The 15,146-nt window shown below is 64.6% G+C and carries 12 protein-coding genes; 3 read left to right on the top strand and 9 right to left on the bottom strand.

Going from position 1 to position 15,146, the window contains the following annotated elements; translation table 11 throughout:
* Window positions 1–14: 14 nt before the first annotated feature.
* The 9 genes from LOY51_RS15215 to LOY51_RS15175 are packed head-to-tail and all read right to left on the bottom strand — an operon-like array spanning window position 15 to window position 7,347.
* A complete protein-coding gene (locus LOY51_RS15215; RefSeq protein ID WP_258641849.1) occupies window positions 15–2,756 on the bottom strand; it encodes a conjugative transfer ATPase in 2,742 nt (913 codons plus the stop codon).
* Entirely contained in the window at window positions 2,756–3,175 is a 420-nt protein-coding gene (locus tag LOY51_RS15210; protein ID WP_258641847.1) for a TIGR03751 family conjugal transfer lipoprotein, read from the bottom strand. The genes LOY51_RS15215 and LOY51_RS15210 overlap by 1 nt, the downstream gene beginning before the upstream one ends.
* On the bottom strand, window positions 3,138–4,646 hold the full coding sequence (locus LOY51_RS15205; RefSeq protein WP_258641845.1) for a TIGR03752 family integrating conjugative element protein: 1,509 nt from the start codon (window positions 4,644–4,646) through the stop codon (window positions 3,138–3,140). The genes LOY51_RS15210 and LOY51_RS15205 overlap by 38 nt, the downstream gene beginning before the upstream one ends.
* Window positions 4,636–5,442: a TIGR03749 family integrating conjugative element protein gene (locus LOY51_RS15200; RefSeq protein WP_258641843.1), complete on the bottom strand. Its 807-nt coding sequence runs from the start codon at window positions 5,440–5,442 to the stop codon at window positions 4,636–4,638. The genes LOY51_RS15205 and LOY51_RS15200 overlap by 11 nt, the downstream gene beginning before the upstream one ends.
* Window positions 5,442–6,080, bottom strand: a complete 639-nt coding sequence (locus tag LOY51_RS15195) for a PFL_4703 family integrating conjugative element protein (RefSeq protein WP_258641841.1) — start codon at window positions 6,078–6,080, stop codon at window positions 5,442–5,444. Before LOY51_RS15195 ends, LOY51_RS15200 begins: the two co-directional genes overlap by 1 nt.
* Window positions 6,077–6,478: a TIGR03750 family conjugal transfer protein gene (locus LOY51_RS15190; protein WP_186556100.1), complete on the bottom strand. Its 402-nt coding sequence runs from the start codon at window positions 6,476–6,478 to the stop codon at window positions 6,077–6,079. The genes LOY51_RS15195 and LOY51_RS15190 overlap by 4 nt, the downstream gene beginning before the upstream one ends.
* Before the next feature lie 7 nt (window positions 6,479–6,485).
* Window positions 6,486–6,863, bottom strand: coding sequence for a TIGR03745 family integrating conjugative element membrane protein (locus tag LOY51_RS15185; RefSeq protein WP_186556099.1), 378 nt, complete (start codon window positions 6,861–6,863; stop codon window positions 6,486–6,488).
* Between the two features lie 15 nt (window positions 6,864–6,878).
* A complete protein-coding gene (locus LOY51_RS15180; protein WP_186556098.1) occupies window positions 6,879–7,118 on the bottom strand; it encodes a TIGR03758 family integrating conjugative element protein in 240 nt (79 codons plus the stop codon).
* The gene (locus LOY51_RS15175; RefSeq protein WP_445081725.1) at window positions 7,105–7,347 is read right to left on the bottom strand and encodes an integrative conjugative element protein, RAQPRD family; all 243 of its coding nucleotides are present in this window, start codon (window positions 7,345–7,347) and stop codon (window positions 7,105–7,107) included. Before LOY51_RS15175 ends, LOY51_RS15180 begins: the two co-directional genes overlap by 14 nt.
* 369 nt (window positions 7,348–7,716) lie before the next feature.
* On the opposite strand from LOY51_RS15175, the gene LOY51_RS15170 reads away from it, so the two are divergent.
* From LOY51_RS15170 to LOY51_RS15160, 3 genes are all read left to right on the top strand, one after another.
* The gene (locus tag LOY51_RS15170) at window positions 7,717–10,998 is read left to right on the top strand and encodes a non-ribosomal peptide synthetase (RefSeq protein ID WP_258641837.1); all 3,282 of its coding nucleotides are present in this window, start codon (window positions 7,717–7,719) and stop codon (window positions 10,996–10,998) included.
* A 40-nt stretch (window positions 10,999–11,038) separates the two neighbouring features.
* Window positions 11,039–12,703, top strand: a complete 1,665-nt coding sequence (locus LOY51_RS15165; RefSeq protein WP_258641835.1) for a cyclic peptide export ABC transporter — start codon at window positions 11,039–11,041, stop codon at window positions 12,701–12,703.
* Between the two features lie 75 nt (window positions 12,704–12,778).
* Complete coding sequence (locus LOY51_RS15160; RefSeq protein ID WP_104961193.1) at window positions 12,779–14,998, top strand: TonB-dependent siderophore receptor; 2,220 nt, start codon at window positions 12,779–12,781, stop codon at window positions 14,996–14,998.
* The last annotated feature ends 148 nt before the right edge of the window (window positions 14,999–15,146 follow it).

The following is a 15,146-nucleotide window of genomic DNA, read 5'->3' as shown; positions in this document are numbered from 1 at the left end:
CCTGGCGGTATCGGTCACAACATGTTGCGCAGGCGATCGATCTCCGCTGCGACCTGCAGGGCGGCCTCCAGCTCGGACTGCTGGTGCTCCTCCATCAATCGCCAGCGCTGGGCTTTTTCCTCGGGCTCGGTCATGGCCAGTGCGAGGTACAGGCTCGGGGGCACCGCACGGAACAGTGTTTCCAGGTTCTTCGACAAGACCACGCCCTCGGTGTACTTGCCCGAAGCCTTGCTCGCAGAGAGCAGCAGCGCCTTCTGCGCCGGTGTGAGTTTCTTGAAGCGGGCGATTTCCTCGATTTCCGCCGGCGGCATGTTCAGGCAGATCCACCATTCGATCATGTTGAGCATGGTCTGCGCCGCGTCGGGGAAGTCGGCCAGGTTCTGCGTCGCCAGCCAAAACCAGGCGCCCAGCTTGCGCCACATCTTCGTGCCCTTGACTACAAAGGGGGCGAGTAGCGGATTTTTGGTAATGATGTGGCCTTCGTCAGTGACCATGATGATCGGTCGCCCGAGGTACTGATCGCGCTCGGCGAGGTTGTTCACCGTGTTCATCAGGCTGATGTAGCTGATCGACATCTGCGCCTCATAACCCTCACGGGCGTAGGTGGCGAGGTCGACGATCGTCACATCGCTCTCCGGCCAGGGCGTGCCGGGCCGATCAAATAGAGCGCCCTCAAAACCCTGGCAGAACAGGTCGATGGACTCGGCCATCTCCTGGGCGCGTTCCCGGCGTTTGTCAGGCAAGCGGGCGTCGCTGGCGACCTGGCGCAGGGCATCGCGGACATGACGCGTGAGTACCTGTTGCTCGGTCGCGGCGCAGTGCTGGGCGGCATCGAGGATACACTCGCGGATCAGGCTGCGATCCGCGCGGGTCAGGCGTGCCTCTTCCTTGGCTTCACCACCGGTGACCATCAGCCGTGCGGTGATCTCCAATTCCCCCAGCACATCGCGTTGCTCATCACTGTCCGGCGCGTTTTCATCCAGGTCTTCGGTCGACAGGCTGGCCACCTGATCCGGGTGCTCGATCAGCCGCCGGGCATGGGCGAACGGTGCCAGGCTTACATCACTGCCTGGTTTGAGCTGCACCTTGTTGACGGACAAGCCGAGCGTGGCGAAGTAATCGCCTTGTAGGCCAAAGGAGTTGCCCGCTTCGACAATAAACAGCCTCGGCCGGTACACGGCCATGACCTGCATCAGGATTGAGACCAGGGTGGCCGACTTGCCGGCGCCGGTCGGCCCGAACAGCAGCAGGTGGCCATTCATGGAGCGGTCGAAACGTGACAACGGGTCAAACGACAGCGGTGCACCCCCACGGTTGAAGAATGTGATGCCCGGGTTGCCGGTACCGATGCTGCGCCCCCAGAGGGGTAGTAGGTTGGCGATGTGCTGGGCGAACAACAGGCGGGTGTACCAATTGCGTGCATCTCGGGCCGGGTTGTAGACCATCGGCAGCCAGCGCAGGTAGCTGTTGCAGGCGGCCACTTCGTCGCCCTCGCGCACCGGCTGCAGGCCAGCGCCGAGCAGCACGTTGGCGGCGTGAATCGAGCGCTGGCGCAGTTGCTGTTCATCGGCGCCACGCAGGTATAGCGCCAAGGTGCCGCGGTACAGCTTGTGCTGGCGCCCAATCAACGCGCGCGCTTCTTCCACGTCCTGACGGGTCTGGGTCGAGGCGAGGTTTTCGCCGATGGCTTTGCGCGCCAGACGGTTGAGCTGTTCCTCGAGTACATCCTGAGGCGTGATCACCAGGGTCAGGCTCATGACCGCCTGCTCGGGCAACTGATCGAACAAGGCGTTCAACGCCTCGCCTTTACGCGTTTCGCCGGTAAGCTGGCCGATATGCGGCGGCCTACGCAGCTTGTCGACCACCATCACCGCATGGGGCTGTTGATCGAAGTACCAGAGGCCCTGTTCGCTATCGGAGCGCGGCTCCTGGAAGAACAGCCGCTCCGCGAAATCGTGGTCGAACGGCAGCGGCAACTCCTCGCCGTCGTCCGTCTCCGGATAGGGCACGCGTCGATAGAACGCTGCGGGGGATTCGCCTGTGAGGGCTGGAGACGGGTTGAACCAGGGCAGCAACCAGGTGTAGAAGTCGCGGCCGGTCAATCGTCGAGGGTTGACCCCGCAGGCCTGCATCGAGGCCACCAGGCGGTCGCAGGTGCGGTTCAGCAACTGAGTCGGGCTCTGCCCGTCATCGTCACCCTGGTCCCCGAGCCAGCGATAGACTACCAGGCGAATCCGCCGATTGCTGCCGCGCCAGGGCAGGTGAGACACGACATGGTCGTCGAACAGCCCGCCCGGTTTAGCAATGGCGTCGAGGTGACGCTGCATCGAAGCGAGGAAGGCTTGGGTAAACGGTGTGCCGCGAGCCCTCGGCGCGATATAGCGCTCCAGGCGTTCGAGGTACGGGGCAAAGTCACTGTCGTCCTGGCAGAAAAACTGCACCACCCAAGGGGCCTGGTCCAGTTCGTCGAAACTGTCCTGCAGCGCATCCTCCAGGGCGTCGCGGGCCGCCATCAACCACTCGGGCTCACGGCCCTCGGTCCCTATCGGCTGCAGCTCGAACACCGCGCCCACCGAGCGGTTGTCGTCGAGCAGAAAGCACTGCTCGTCCTCAAGGTATTCGACCCAGGGCAGGTGATCAGCAAAGCTAGGATTGTGCGCATACTGGGCGGCCTCGTCGGCAAGCGTCGCGCGCCGGCGCTGCGCCGCACGCCAGGGCTTCCAGCGCGGGGGATCGCGACTTGCGTCATCGGCCATCACAGATCGTCCAGGCGTTCACCAGGCAGCGCGTACTGCACCTTCTCGTACAGCGGGAACACCGTCGAGTAACCTGGCACCGGGGTCTGCTGGGTACCGGCCAGGTGCGGGTACACGTACATGACCAAGTCCGGGTTGGGCAGACGCGGGAACTGGGTTCGGATCTCGTTGGCAGCGGTGCGCGTGTAAGCGCTTTGGTCGTCTATCAGGCGCTCAGGGTCGAGCACTGGACGGCGCAGTTCACCACGCGCTTCCTGCAACTGCTGCTGGGAACCGACGGAGCCACCGCCATTCCAGATGTCCAGCATGGTGTGATCGCCATGGGGCAGCATTTCCTCCTTGCTGGTGGAGCAGCCGCTCAGGTGCAGGGCGAGCAGCAGACTAATCCAGATCCAGTACCGAAACGGATGGGCTTTCATGGTTCACTCTCCGGCCTTTCGGCTCGTAGTCGATGCTGATCTCGTGATCCAGGTGCAAGGCCACCTTGGCCCCAGGCGGCACGTAAATGGCGGCAAAGGCTTCACCATAGAGCTTGTTGATCCACTCACGGATATCGCCAATGACACCGCTGATGACTGAGTTCAGCGCACTGTTGCCGCTGTTCTGGGTCAAGCCCAGGCTGCCGCCGGCCGAGTTGATGAACGAGGTGTTGGTCTGCTCACTGCCCAGGGCCGCGGCGAAGCCGGCCCCCGCTGCGGTGATCAGGCTCTGGCTGCCCAGGTATTGCTGGGCGTTGGAACGGCGCTCCCCGGAGATGCAGGGAATGCCATAGGGATCGGAGATGTAGCCCAGCCCGCCACGGATCTTCTCGGTGTCTGAGGTTTGGGTGCTGCTGCGATTGCGGCTGACGACCTTCTGCGGCTGTGGCACCGTGCGGACGGTCCCATCGCTGAAGACAAAGGTGATCGACTCGACCTGGCCGCGCACGCAGGACAACGTCCAGTCGCCGGCAGCGGTGCCGCTCATGACCGCGCCAACCACGTCCGGCAGGTCAATGCCATTGGCGGTGAGGTTGTCCGGGCCCACCAGTACCTTGAACGGATAAGGGTCGTTCACGGTGCCGTCCACTGGGACCCGGCCAATCAGCGCGGTCATGGCGATCGAGCCCATCAGTGTCGAGTTTTCCGGGAGGGTGTAAACGGGCCTGGCGCCCTCGGCGCGGTCCTGAGCGTTCTCCAGGTCACGCTCACCTTTGGCAACGGCACGCAAACGGTCCTGGCCGCGATCAATGGCGTTGTTGTCCAGGCCGTGCAGGTCCTTGAACGTCGACGTCAGCGATGACAGCGGGCCTTCAGCTTTGCTGGCGTCATCCTGGCCGACGCGGACATTTGACGGCTCGATCCACTGCATTGCATCAGGCGCTGATTGCGCACCCGAAAACTGTTGCTCGTCGCCGGGCTCAAGGCCAAAGCCTGCGGGGAGATCCGACTTCGCGGCCGGCTTGCTGGTTAGCTGGTCCTTGAGCCTGGACAGCAGGCCCTGGGTTTCGCGGTGCTGCTGCTCGGCCTTCTGCCGGGCATCGTTGGCTTGCTGGCGCTGCTCGGTGACCTGCTGAGTGACGCTGCTTAAGGTGCTTTGGATGCGTGTGTCGATATTACCTTCGCGCGAGCGCAGCCGGTTGTTTTCGGTCTGCAGCGCATCGTTGCCTTTCTTCAGTGTCTGCATCTCACTGCGCATCGCCTTGACCTGGCCAATCAGCGTGGCCACGGTGTCGCGCGGGGTGTCGCCCGCGATGCCCAGGGCCTTGGCTTGTTCCGCGCTAAGTGTGGTCTTGTCCGGATCGTGCGCGGTCTGGCTTTCCGGCGAGGCCATCCAGGATCTGCCGATGATCAGCACGATGCCCAGCAGGACCCCGGGCACCAACCACTTCAGCAGGCTGTTAGCTTTCATGACCGGCAGCCTCCGGTTTTGGTGGAGGCAACAGCAGCGCGTGCTTCAAGTCCCCGTCGCGGGTAACCAAGTAGGCGACGGTGGTGTCTTCAGGCGTACCAGCGAGGCCGAGGTCTGCGTGCTGGAACGTCGCAGCGTACAGCGTGGCCTGCAGGTGACGCGGGTCCAGCGCGACTTTGCCGGGGCCGCGGTTCACGATCTTCACCGCCGTTACCCAGTAATCGCCCAGCCGCCACGCTGCAAGCGCCTTGATCGAAACTCGCTCGGTCGGTAGCAAGGTGCTGAATGCGATGGAGTCGGTCAAAGGCACACGCCGCACACCGGGCAATGGCGCCACGGTACGCAGAGGCGCATAGAGGTTCTGCGCCGCATAACGAGTAAGCACCACCGGCACCGGAGTCGCTTCGGGTGCTGCATCTTTCTGGGGCTCCGTGTCCGGCGCCTGAGCCTGGGCCACGATCTTGACCGGTTCCAGCGACTCGCTGCCCTCGAGCGCTTCGATATCGATCAGGATGATGTCGCCCGACTTTACTGATTGCAGTTGGAGCCGGGTAGGGGGGAGTGCTTCGGCGGCGCGTAGATAAACTGTCCCGCCGACCGACTGTACGCGAAGCTTGCTGGCGATCGCACTGGGTAGCCCGATGCGAACGTCTTCGTCCAGCATCAAGACCCGCTCCTGGCCCACCGTGAGCGGAACGGCCAAGGGCAGGCGGTCCCAGTATTTGACCTCGACGGCGCCGACCGCTGAACACCAGCCGCTGGCCATCACCAGAATCAGGATCAAGACACGCATCATTACGCACCTCCCGGCAGCGTCAGCTTCTGCGGTGTGCCTTCGTAGCAGTCCAGCGCCAGGCCCCACTTGTTGCGTTCAGGGTCGACGTCGAAGCGCACCACCCGCAGCGGATAGCGCACTACCACGCGTTTTACCGGCTCGGCGGCGTAGTACTCGTCGGCGTTGAGGTCGAGCTTGACCAGCCAACTGTGCTTATCCAGCTGCTTCACCCGCAGGTCTGGGTCGTCGCTGTAGCCGCGGCCGAGCACCTCATACACCCCTCGCACCCGGCCACGCAGTTCGCCAGCAGCCTTGCGATAGTCGAAGTCACCGTCAAAAAACGTTTTACACGCGGGCGTCAGGTAGGGCTGCAGGGCAAAAATCGCGCGGTGGTAGTCGACTTCACCGTCGGTGGGCCAGCGGTTGAGTTGACCAAAGATGTACAGGGCGAAGGCGTAGATGTTCTCGGGCGGCACATCCCACCACTTGCGCGTGCTGCCGGAGCGCAGATCGGGCGGTACGTGAATGGTGAGTTCGGAGGGCGCTGCCTGCCAGCCGTACCACAGCCCGCAGCACAGCAGTGCCAGGATGGCCACGGCAAGGCGCAGGCTGAAAATATGCGCCTGCTGCGCATCCACCTTGTTGCGGAAGCGGCTCATGGGTTGGCCCTCCTATGCCGGCGCGTCCGACGCACGGTCCACGGCCCCGAATGCAGGATCAGTTGGTGCGAACTGATGCCCCAGTGCACCGCCAGGTGCCACTGCAGGCGCCGGTACAACCAGGTTTCCGGGCGGGCGCGCTTGGCCCGGCGCAGCAGCTTGCCGCCGCCGAGCAACACCAACGCCATGCAGACGAACATGCAGGTGGGGAGGGTGGCGATGGAGGCGGTAGCCACCGCCAGCGGCGCACCGAAGATCACACCAAGCCCGGCACCGACGATCAGGGATACCCACATCTCGTCGTTGGTGAGGCCGCGCAGGACCGCTGGGTCACGGTTAAGGCGCTCCGGCAGGAAGGTCAGCGTGCCGTCAGGCAGCGTGGCAGGGGTGTCGGACATGCGGACCTCACAGAATAGTCGCGGCTTTAGTGAGGAACCACAGGATCACCACCACCAGCAGCGCGCCGACCCCGACCACGGCTCCGAGGTCCTTCCAGGTCTTCCGCTGGTTCTGTACGTCGGCGTAAACCGTGAGCGAATGCCAGGCCACGCCAAGGAAGGCGAGGGTGGCGATCAACAGTCCGAGTAGGATCCCGCCGTCGTAGGCGTAGTTCTTGATGGTATCGATCAACCCCGAACCTTCACCCCGAGAGGGGGCCTCCATGGTCGGCAGGTCGGCCCTGGCAAATGTCGAGCTCAGCAAAACCAGGCCGCCGAACAGGACTTTCGAACAGAATTCCCGCAGCAGGAGAAGCGGGCGGTGGCGATGGTGGAAGAGTTTCATGGCAGGGCCTCCGGATTACGACAGCATGAAAAACATCAGCACGATCAGGGCGAGTGCTAGGCGCAGCGTGCTGCCGCCGAGTGCGCCAAAATTGAGGTTGCCGGCCGCCCAACCGCGGTAGCCGGTCCACAGCGCCCAGGTGCACCAGAGCAACGCGAGCACCAACACCGATGAGCGCCATAGCGCCGAGCTGAGTTGCGGCGTAAACCCGGCCACGGCAGAGAACGCGCTAAGTTGGGCATCACTCATGCTCATCGGAATTACTCGAATGAAGCGCATCGGCACGGTAATCGACGCTCAGCTCGACCAGGTCAGCTGGCTGCGCGCGGGAAGGCGACAGATAGTTGTTGATACCGTCCCGCACGCGCTCCAAGTCCGCAGTCAACCTGGGATAGTCGAAGCGATAACGAACTCGGTCAGCACCGGTAGCGCTGCTACGAGCTCGATCGGCCAACAGCTCGATGGCATCGATCTGCCGCTGCATCAAGCCAAAATCCGAATTTTCACGAATGTCTTGAGCGAAGGCGCCAAGTGGTACTGAGCATATGAGCAATAGGCAGGGAGGTCTCATGGCAAAATCCTTCTGGGGATCTGGTATTTACCTTGAGTTGGCAGACTGCTTTCAGACATGCGTTAAATGAAAAACGGTCCCTTCATTTTTAAATGTGATGATGGTGATAGGCGAGGCACAGGACTCGTCTAGGTGGTTGTATACGATGCAGGAGTGGCTAGAAGCGCCTTGCGCGGCAGCAGAGGTAGTGAGTATTTTACTCAATTGACATCAATTATCATTTGCGAATAACATCTCGCGCACAAATAGCTGGTCGGTTTTTATAAGGAAGTATGAGCGCCGATGGACAATCTTGATGAAGCGTTGTTTGCCCTCCTGCAAAGCGATGTCCAGGCGCAGCCAGACCCGCTCGTATCGCGCGCCCATGACGGTCCGCAGCTCCTTTCCTTCGCGCAGCAACGCCTGTGGTTCCTGCAGCGCATGGCGCCGCTTTCCACTGCCTACAACCTTGCCCGTGCCTTCCTGTTCAACGGCGAGCTGAACGTCCAGGCCCTGCGCCAGGCGTTCAGCGCCCTGGTCGAGCGGCATGGGGTGCTGCGCACGCGCTTCATCGAGGTCGATGGCGAGCCGCGCCAGGAGTTGCTGGCCGAGGCCGTGTTCGTCCTGCACGAGCGGGCCATGCCAGGTGTGGCTGAAGCCGAGCGGCGCGAACATCTGCAGGGCTTGCTGAGCATCGAGGATGGCATTGCCTTCGACTTGTCCCAGGCGCCGCTGCTCAAGGTCGAGCTGATCCGCTATGACGCCGCCTGTCACGGGCTGTTGCTGAAGATGCACCACATCGTCAGCGACGCCTGGTCCAACCCGATCCTCGTGGCCGACCTGGCCAGCGCCTATGCCCAGGCGCTGCGCGGCGACACCCCGCGCCTGCCGCCGCTGGCGGTGCAATACATCGATTACGCGCTGTGGCAGCGCGAGCGCCTGGGGGGCGCCGGGCCCCAGGCCGACCTTGACTACTGGAAACACTACCTGGGCAGCCAGGTACCGGTGCTCGAACTGCCCACCGATTTCCCTCGCCCCGCGCAGCAGGGCTTGCGCGGGCAGCGCCTGCGCTGGCAACTGCCAGAGGCGCAGGCCGAGCAGGTCCAGGCCTTCTGCCGCAGCAGCGGCAGCAGCGCCCTGGTGATCCTGCTGGCGGCCTGGCAACTGCTGCTGGCTCGCCATAGCGGCCAGCAGGCCTTCGCGGTGGGCGTGCCCCATGGCGGGCGCAACCGTGAAGAGCTCGACGAGCTGCTGGGCTTCTTCGTCAACACCCTGGTCTACCGCGTTGACCTGGGCCCGCGGTTGACCGGCCGCATGCTGTGCGAGCGGCTGCGCCAGGAGTCCCTCGACGCCCTGCAGCACGCCGAGATGCCGTTCGAGCTGCTGCTCGAACACCTCGACGTTGAGCGCGACGCCAGCCGTACCCCGGTGTTCCAGGCCATGTTCAACCTCAGCAGCGGCGCGGCGGTGAACTTCAGCTTGCCGGGGCTGCAGATCGAGCGTGTCCTGCCGGCGCAGGACAGCGCCAAGTTCGACCTGACCCTAGATGCCGCGGTACGCCCCGACGGCATCTTCTGTGAGCTGGAATACAGCCTGGAGCTGTTCGCCCCGGCGACCATCGAACGCCTCGCGGCCGGCTACAGCCTGCTGCTCGACGGCCTGATGAACCAGCCCGACACCTCGGTGTGGCAGTTGCCGCTGCTCGATCCGGCCCAGCGCACCCGCCAGCTCGACGGCTGGAACGCCAGCGAGCAGGCACTGGTACCGGGCGAGGACATGCTGGCGCTGTTCGAGCGCCAGGTCGCGGCCGCGCCGCAGCGCTGTGCGCTGATCTGCGGCGAGCAGACCCTGAGCTACGCCGACCTCGATGCCCGGGCCAACCGCCTGGCCCATTGGCTGGTGGCCAATGGGGTGGGTTGCGACGAGCGGGTGGGGATCTGCCTGGAGCGCGAGCCTGACCTGCTGGTGGCGCTGCTGGCAGTGCACAAGGCCGGTGGCGCCTACCTGCCGATCGACCCCGGCCAACCGGCCGCGCGCAACAGCGACATCATTGGCCAGGCCCGTCCTCGGCTGGTGCTGACCCGGGCGAACCTGCGGCAGGTGGTGGGCAGCACGGCCCGGGTGGTACTGCTGGAAACCCTGGACAGCGAGCTTGCACGGCTGCCCCAGAGCGGCCTCGGGCTGCCGGTACACCCTCGGCAACTGGCCTACACCCTGTATACCTCCGGCTCCACCGGGCGCCCCAAGGGCGTCGACATCGAGCGCGAGGCGTTCGTCAACTTCCTCCATGGCATCCAGGCCCATGTGCAACTGAGCGCCGCCGACCGGCTACTGGCGGTGACCACCCTGGGCTTCGACATCGCCGGGCTGGAGCTGTTCCTACCGCTGGTGCATGGCGCTGCCGTGGTGCTGGCCAGCCGCGCGGATAGCCTCGACCCGGGCGCATTGCTCGGCTTGATGCAGCGCCACGGCATCAATGTCATGCAGGCCACGCCAGCCACTTGGCAGATGCTGGTCGAGCACGACTCGCCGGCCTGGGCCGGGCTGCGCCTGCTGTGCGGCGGCGAAGCGCTCAAGGCCGAGCTGGCCGAGCGCCTGCTGGCCCGCCAGGTACGCCTGCTGAACGTCTATGGCCCGACCGAGACCACTGTGTGGTCGGCGGTACAGGCCGTCGAAGCCGTCACCCGCGCGATCCTGCCCATCGGCCGACCGCTGGCCAACAACCGCTTGTATGTGCTCGACGACTACCTCGAGCCGCAGCCGGTGGGTGTGGCGGGCGACCTGTACATCGGTGGCGCCGGCGTGGCCCGTGGCTACGCCGACCGTCCGCAGCTTACCGCCGCCGCCTTCGTGCCCAACCCCTTCGTCCAGCCGTTGGCGCCGGGGTGCGGGGCCGGCAGCCGCCTGTACCGCACCGGCGACCGGGCGTGCCTGCGCGAAGATGGCAGCCTGGAGTTTCTCGGGCGCAGCGACTTCCAGGTCAAGCTGCGCGGTTTCCGAATCGAACTGGGTGAGATCGAAAGCGCGCTGGTGGCCCTGCCGGGTGTCTCCCAGGCGGTGGTCACCCTGTGCCGGGCGCCGGCAGGCCAGGAACTGCTGGTGGCCTATCTGTGCCACGGCGCGGGCGCGTTCGACAGCGCCTGGGCGCAGCAGCAGCTGCGCGAGCGCCTGCCGGCCTACATGGTGCCGAGCGCGTTCGTGATCCTGGGCTGCCTGCCCCTGAATGCCAATGGCAAGGTTGACCGCAAGGCCTTGCCCGAGCCCGAGTGGGAGGGTGCCGGCGAAGCTGATGACGAAGCCTTGGCCGGTCCATGGCAGGAAGGCCTGGCGCATATCTGGCGCGAGGTGCTCGGTATCTGGCCCATCGCCCCGCGCGCCGAGCTGTTCCGCCTGGGGGCGCAGTCCCTGCAACTGGTGAGGATCCAGGCGCGCATCCGCCAGCACTTCGCCTGTGAGGTCGCCCTGGCCCAGTTGTTCGCCAATCCGGTGCTGGCCGACATGGCCACGGTGATCGAGCAGGCCTGCGCCACGCCGGTCGTCGATGAGCTGGCCGAGATCGAAAAGCTGCTGCTCGCCTTCGAGTGAACCATTTGGGCCATTGCACAGGCCACCCCGAGGATTTCGCATGACCCTGTTTCTATCACTACTCAAGCGTCATCGCGCCCTGCTCAGCCTGGGCTTGCTGGCCAGCCTGATCAGCGCGGCGGCCGGCATCGGCCTGATCAACGAGATCAACCGGCTGATCGCCGGCAGCGTCAGCATGAACCTGGCCCTGGGGGCCAAGTTCTTCGGCCTGTTGGTGCTGCTGTTCGGTTGCGGTTTCGGTTCCCAGGCATTGCTCACGGCCCTGGGCCACCGGGTGGTCTACGAACTGCGCCTGCAGATGGTCAAGCGCCTGCTGGACACCTCCATCGAGCAACTGGAAAAGATCGGCGAAGCCAGCCTGTACGCGACCCTGAGCAAGGACATCGTCAGTATTGGCCAGGCCTTCAACCGCATGCCGTTCGTGTTCTACAACCTGGTCCTGATGCTGGGGGGCTGCCTGTACATGGCCTGGCTGTCCTGGCAGTTGCTGCTGATCTGCGCGGTTGGCCTGGGCCTGGGCACCTGGCTGGCCCATGGCTGGTTCGCCAAGATGCGCCAACTGATGACGCGCGTGCGGGAAACCGACGATCGCCTGTATGCCGCTTACCAGGGTGCCATCGAGGGGCGATTCGAGCTGGCCCTCAATGCCCAGCGCAAGGAGCGCTTCTACACCCTCGACCTGCAACCGGCGGCCGAATACGCGCGGCGCAACGAGGTGCATGCCGACCGCTACTGGACCTTGAGCCTGAACTGGACCGTGGCGCTGATCCTCGCCCTGGCCGGCGGGCTGTTCGCCGCGGGCACCTGGCTGGGGGTGAGCAATGGGGTGATCGGCGCCTTCGTGCTGGTGCTGATGTTCCTGCGCATGCCGCTCAACGACCTGATCGGCAGCCTGCCGACCCTGGTGGTCGGCAACGTGTCCCTGGCCAAGATCCAGACCCTGGCCTTCGCCGACTACCGCGAGGCACCCTCGGCCAGCGGCGGCGAGGTCGATAGCGGCCAGCCGATGCTCGAGCTGCAGGCCCTGAGCTACGACTACCCGCACCAGGCCGACGAATATGGCTTCCGTCTGGGGCCGGTGAACCTGAGTATCGCCAAGGGCGAGATCCTGTTCATCGTCGGTGGCAACGGCAGCGGCAAGTCGACCTTGGCCAAGCTGCTCACCGGCCTCTACGAACCCAGTGCCGGCACCCTCAAGCTGCAAGGCGTGGCGATCACCCCGGCGTTGCGCGACTGGTACCGCGCGCATTTCTCCACGGTGTTCTCCACCTTCTACCTGTTCGAGCGCCTGGTCGGCCCCCAGGGCGATTTCGACCCGCAACTGGCCCAGGCCTGGCTTGAGCGCCTGCGCATGCAGCGCAAGGTCAGCATCGACGCCCAGGGCGGGTTGTCCACCACCCGCCTGTCCCAGGGCCAGCGCAAGCGCCTGGCCCTGCTGGTGGCGCTGGTCGAGGAGCGGCCGATCCTGCTGCTCGACGAGTGGGCCGCCGACCAGGACCCGGGCTTCCGGGCGTTCTTCTACCGCGAGCTGCTGCCCGAGCTCAAGGCGCAGGGCAAGACCATCATCGCCATCAGCCACGACGATCACTACTTCGCCATTGCCGACCGCGTGCTCAAGTGCGACGGCGGCCAGCTCCATCCCTATGACCCTGTTGCCCTCGGCAGCGGGGCAGGCGCGTCCAGCGAACTGCCGGCGCCGGTGTGACCGGCGCGCGATTTTCATAGCACAACACTTAAAAAAATAATGGCCCGAAAAAGGCCATGCACAGGAGCTTGCGATATGAGTCAAGTTGAAAAGGGGCGCCAGCCAGGCAAGGCTGGTAACTGGCTGCTGGTGCCGCTGGTGAGCAGCGGCATGCTGCTCGCCCCGGCGGTCTGGGCCGAGGAAAGCACCGAGGAAAAGGCGCCGCCGGCGTCCATCACACTGCCTGACCAGACCATCGTCGGCATGCAGACCGAAGCGCCGACGGTCTCGGTGGGCACCAAGGTGCCGCTGCGCCTGAAGGAAGTGCCGCAGACCATCAACGTCATCGGTCAGGAACGCATCCAGAAGCAGAACCTCTACACCCTCGAGGATGCCCTGGGCAAAGTGGGCGGTGTGACCGTGCAGCGCATCGACGCCAGCCGCCTGAGCTTCTTTTCGCGCGGTTTCGAGATCACCTCGCTGCAGTTGGACGGCACGCCGACCACCATGGACAACCGGATCTTCCTGTCGCCGGACCTGACCATGTACGACCGCGTCGAAGTGCTCAAGGGGCCGTCCGGCAGCCTGACCGGCGCCGGTGGTTCGGGTGGCAGCATCAACCTGGTGCGCAAGCGCCCGCAGGCTGACGCGGCGGTATCGGCAGAAATCAGCGCCGGCTCCTGGGACGCCTACCGTGGCATGGTCGATGTCACCGGGCCGTTGACCGAAGCCGGCAACATCCGTGGCCGCCTGGTGCTCAGCGAGAACAAGACAGCGTTCCCCTACGATGGCAGCGGCAAGCGTGAGACCAGCCAGGCCTACGGCATCGTCGACATCGACCTGACCCCGGACACCGTCTGGACCATCGGTGCCAGCAACCAGAACACCGACATCCGTGGCGCCCAGCGCTCGCTGCCGGCGTTCCGCTACACCAACGCCGCCGGCGAAGCGGCCATGTCGCTGCCGGACGTCTCGCGCAAGAATTTCTACGGCGCCAACTGGAACCGCGATTACTTCTGGAGCACCGCGGTGTTCACCGAGCTCGAGCATCAGCTCGGCGGCGACTGGAAGACCAAGCTGTCGGTGCGCCACGCCGACAACAACTACGACCTGACCCAGGCCTACGCCCGCAATGGCGGTGGCATCGACCCGGCCGACAACCTGGTGTCGATGAACTCGATCATGTTCGACTACCGCGAGAAACAGGACGAAGTCGACCTGTACGCCGACGGCCCGTTCAGCCTGTTCGGTCGTGAACACAAGCTGTTGGTGGGGACCAACTATTCGCGTTCGGAGTTCGCCTCCAACGGCGGCTACTTCTCCAGCTTCCTCGGTGACGTGGACCTCTACGACCCGCAGCCGAGCTTCGGCTACCCGGCGTTCCCGGATGCAGACCGCCTGCCGACCAACGTCGCCAACACCCGCTCCAAGGCGGTCTACGGCAACATGCGCATCAGCCTCGCCGACCCGCTGACCCTGGTCCTGGGCGGCCGTGTCACCTGGCTCGACATGCACCGCAGCCAGCACCAGCCAGAGGCCGGCTCGCCGTCGGAAAAGGCCAGCCAGAGCGAGTCGCAGAAGTTCACCCCGTTCTACGGGCTGATCTACGAGCTGAACGAAAACTACTCGCTGTACGCCAACTACGCCGAGGTGTTCAACCCGCAGCCGGTCAGCAACCTGGACATCAACAACAACATCATCGAGCCGATCGAAGGCAAGCAGCACGAGCTCGGCATCAAGGGTGAGTTCCTCGACGGCGCGGTGAATGCCTCGCTGGCGGCCTTCCAGATCGAGGAAGAGAACCGCGCCATCCCCGACATGAACGACCCGAACTCGCGGGCCGTGGTGGCCGGTGGCAAGGCGCGTACCCGTGGCTACGAGCTGGAAGTGACCGGGCAGATGACGCCTGACTGGTTCCTCACCGCCAACTTCACCCACACCTACAAGCGCTACGACAGCCCCAACGAGCAGTTGCAGACTTACCTGCCGAAAAACATGCTGCGGGTCTGGTCCCTGTACAAGCTGCCTGGCGAGCTCGAGAAGTGGAGCGTGCAGGGCGGCGTGAGCGTTGTCAGCGAAACCTACAACAAGCTGCACGTTCCCGGCATCGGCATGGAAGGCACCAAGCTGCAGCAGAGCGGCTACGCGTTGTACGACGCAGGTATCGGCTACCAGATCAACGAGAACCTGTCGGCTGACCTGCTCGGCACCAACCTGACCAACAAGAAGTACTACCAGCGCATCAACACCTTCCAGGATGGGAACATCTTCGGTGACCCTCGCGCGGTATCGCTGACCTTGCGCGCCAAGTTCTGACCCGCGACAGCAGCGGCGCCGCCCGGCATACTGCGTCGGCGCCGCTGCCGAGCATCAATGCTCGGCAAGCACGCCCCCGCCGGTGCCCAGCTGATCCAGCAGGGCACCGGCGGGGGCGTGTTTGTTGGGGCGTCGAAACACCGTGAAG

This window comes from Pseudomonas sichuanensis, assembly GCF_024749065.1.
Lineage (GTDB): Bacteria > Pseudomonadota > Gammaproteobacteria > Pseudomonadales > Pseudomonadaceae > Aquipseudomonas > Aquipseudomonas sichuanensis.
The sequence above is the reverse complement of the archived record's forward strand: the minus strand, read 5'-3'. Positions and strand labels throughout refer to the sequence as shown.

Excerpts from the sequence above, each read along its gene's own strand:
- LOY51_RS15215 (WP_258641849.1), bottom strand. The coding sequence starts at position 2,756 with ATGGCCGATGACGCAAGTCGCGATCCCCCGCGCTGGAAGCCCTGGCGT.
- LOY51_RS15210 (WP_258641847.1), bottom strand. The coding sequence starts at position 3,175 with ATGAAAGCCCATCCGTTTCGGTACTGGATCTGGATTAGTCTGCTGCTC.
- LOY51_RS15205 (WP_258641845.1), bottom strand. The coding sequence starts at position 4,646 with ATGAAAGCTAACAGCCTGCTGAAGTGGTTGGTGCCCGGGGTCCTGCTG.
- LOY51_RS15200 (WP_258641843.1), bottom strand. The coding sequence starts at position 5,442 with ATGATGCGTGTCTTGATCCTGATTCTGGTGATGGCCAGCGGCTGGTGT.
- LOY51_RS15195 (WP_258641841.1), bottom strand. The coding sequence starts at position 6,080 with ATGAGCCGCTTCCGCAACAAGGTGGATGCGCAGCAGGCGCATATTTTC.
- LOY51_RS15190 (WP_186556100.1), bottom strand. The coding sequence starts at position 6,478 with ATGTCCGACACCCCTGCCACGCTGCCTGACGGCACGCTGACCTTCCTG.
- LOY51_RS15185 (WP_186556099.1), bottom strand. The coding sequence starts at position 6,863 with ATGAAACTCTTCCACCATCGCCACCGCCCGCTTCTCCTGCTGCGGGAA.
- LOY51_RS15180 (WP_186556098.1), bottom strand. The coding sequence starts at position 7,118 with ATGAGCATGAGTGATGCCCAACTTAGCGCGTTCTCTGCCGTGGCCGGG.
- LOY51_RS15175 (WP_445081725.1), bottom strand. The coding sequence starts at position 7,347 with ATGCAGCGGCAGATCGATGCCATCGAGCTGTTGGCCGATCGAGCTCGT.
- LOY51_RS15170 (WP_258641837.1), top strand. The coding sequence starts at position 7,717 with ATGGACAATCTTGATGAAGCGTTGTTTGCCCTCCTGCAAAGCGATGTC.
- LOY51_RS15165 (WP_258641835.1), top strand. The coding sequence starts at position 11,039 with ATGACCCTGTTTCTATCACTACTCAAGCGTCATCGCGCCCTGCTCAGC.
- LOY51_RS15160 (WP_104961193.1), top strand. The coding sequence starts at position 12,779 with ATGAGTCAAGTTGAAAAGGGGCGCCAGCCAGGCAAGGCTGGTAACTGG.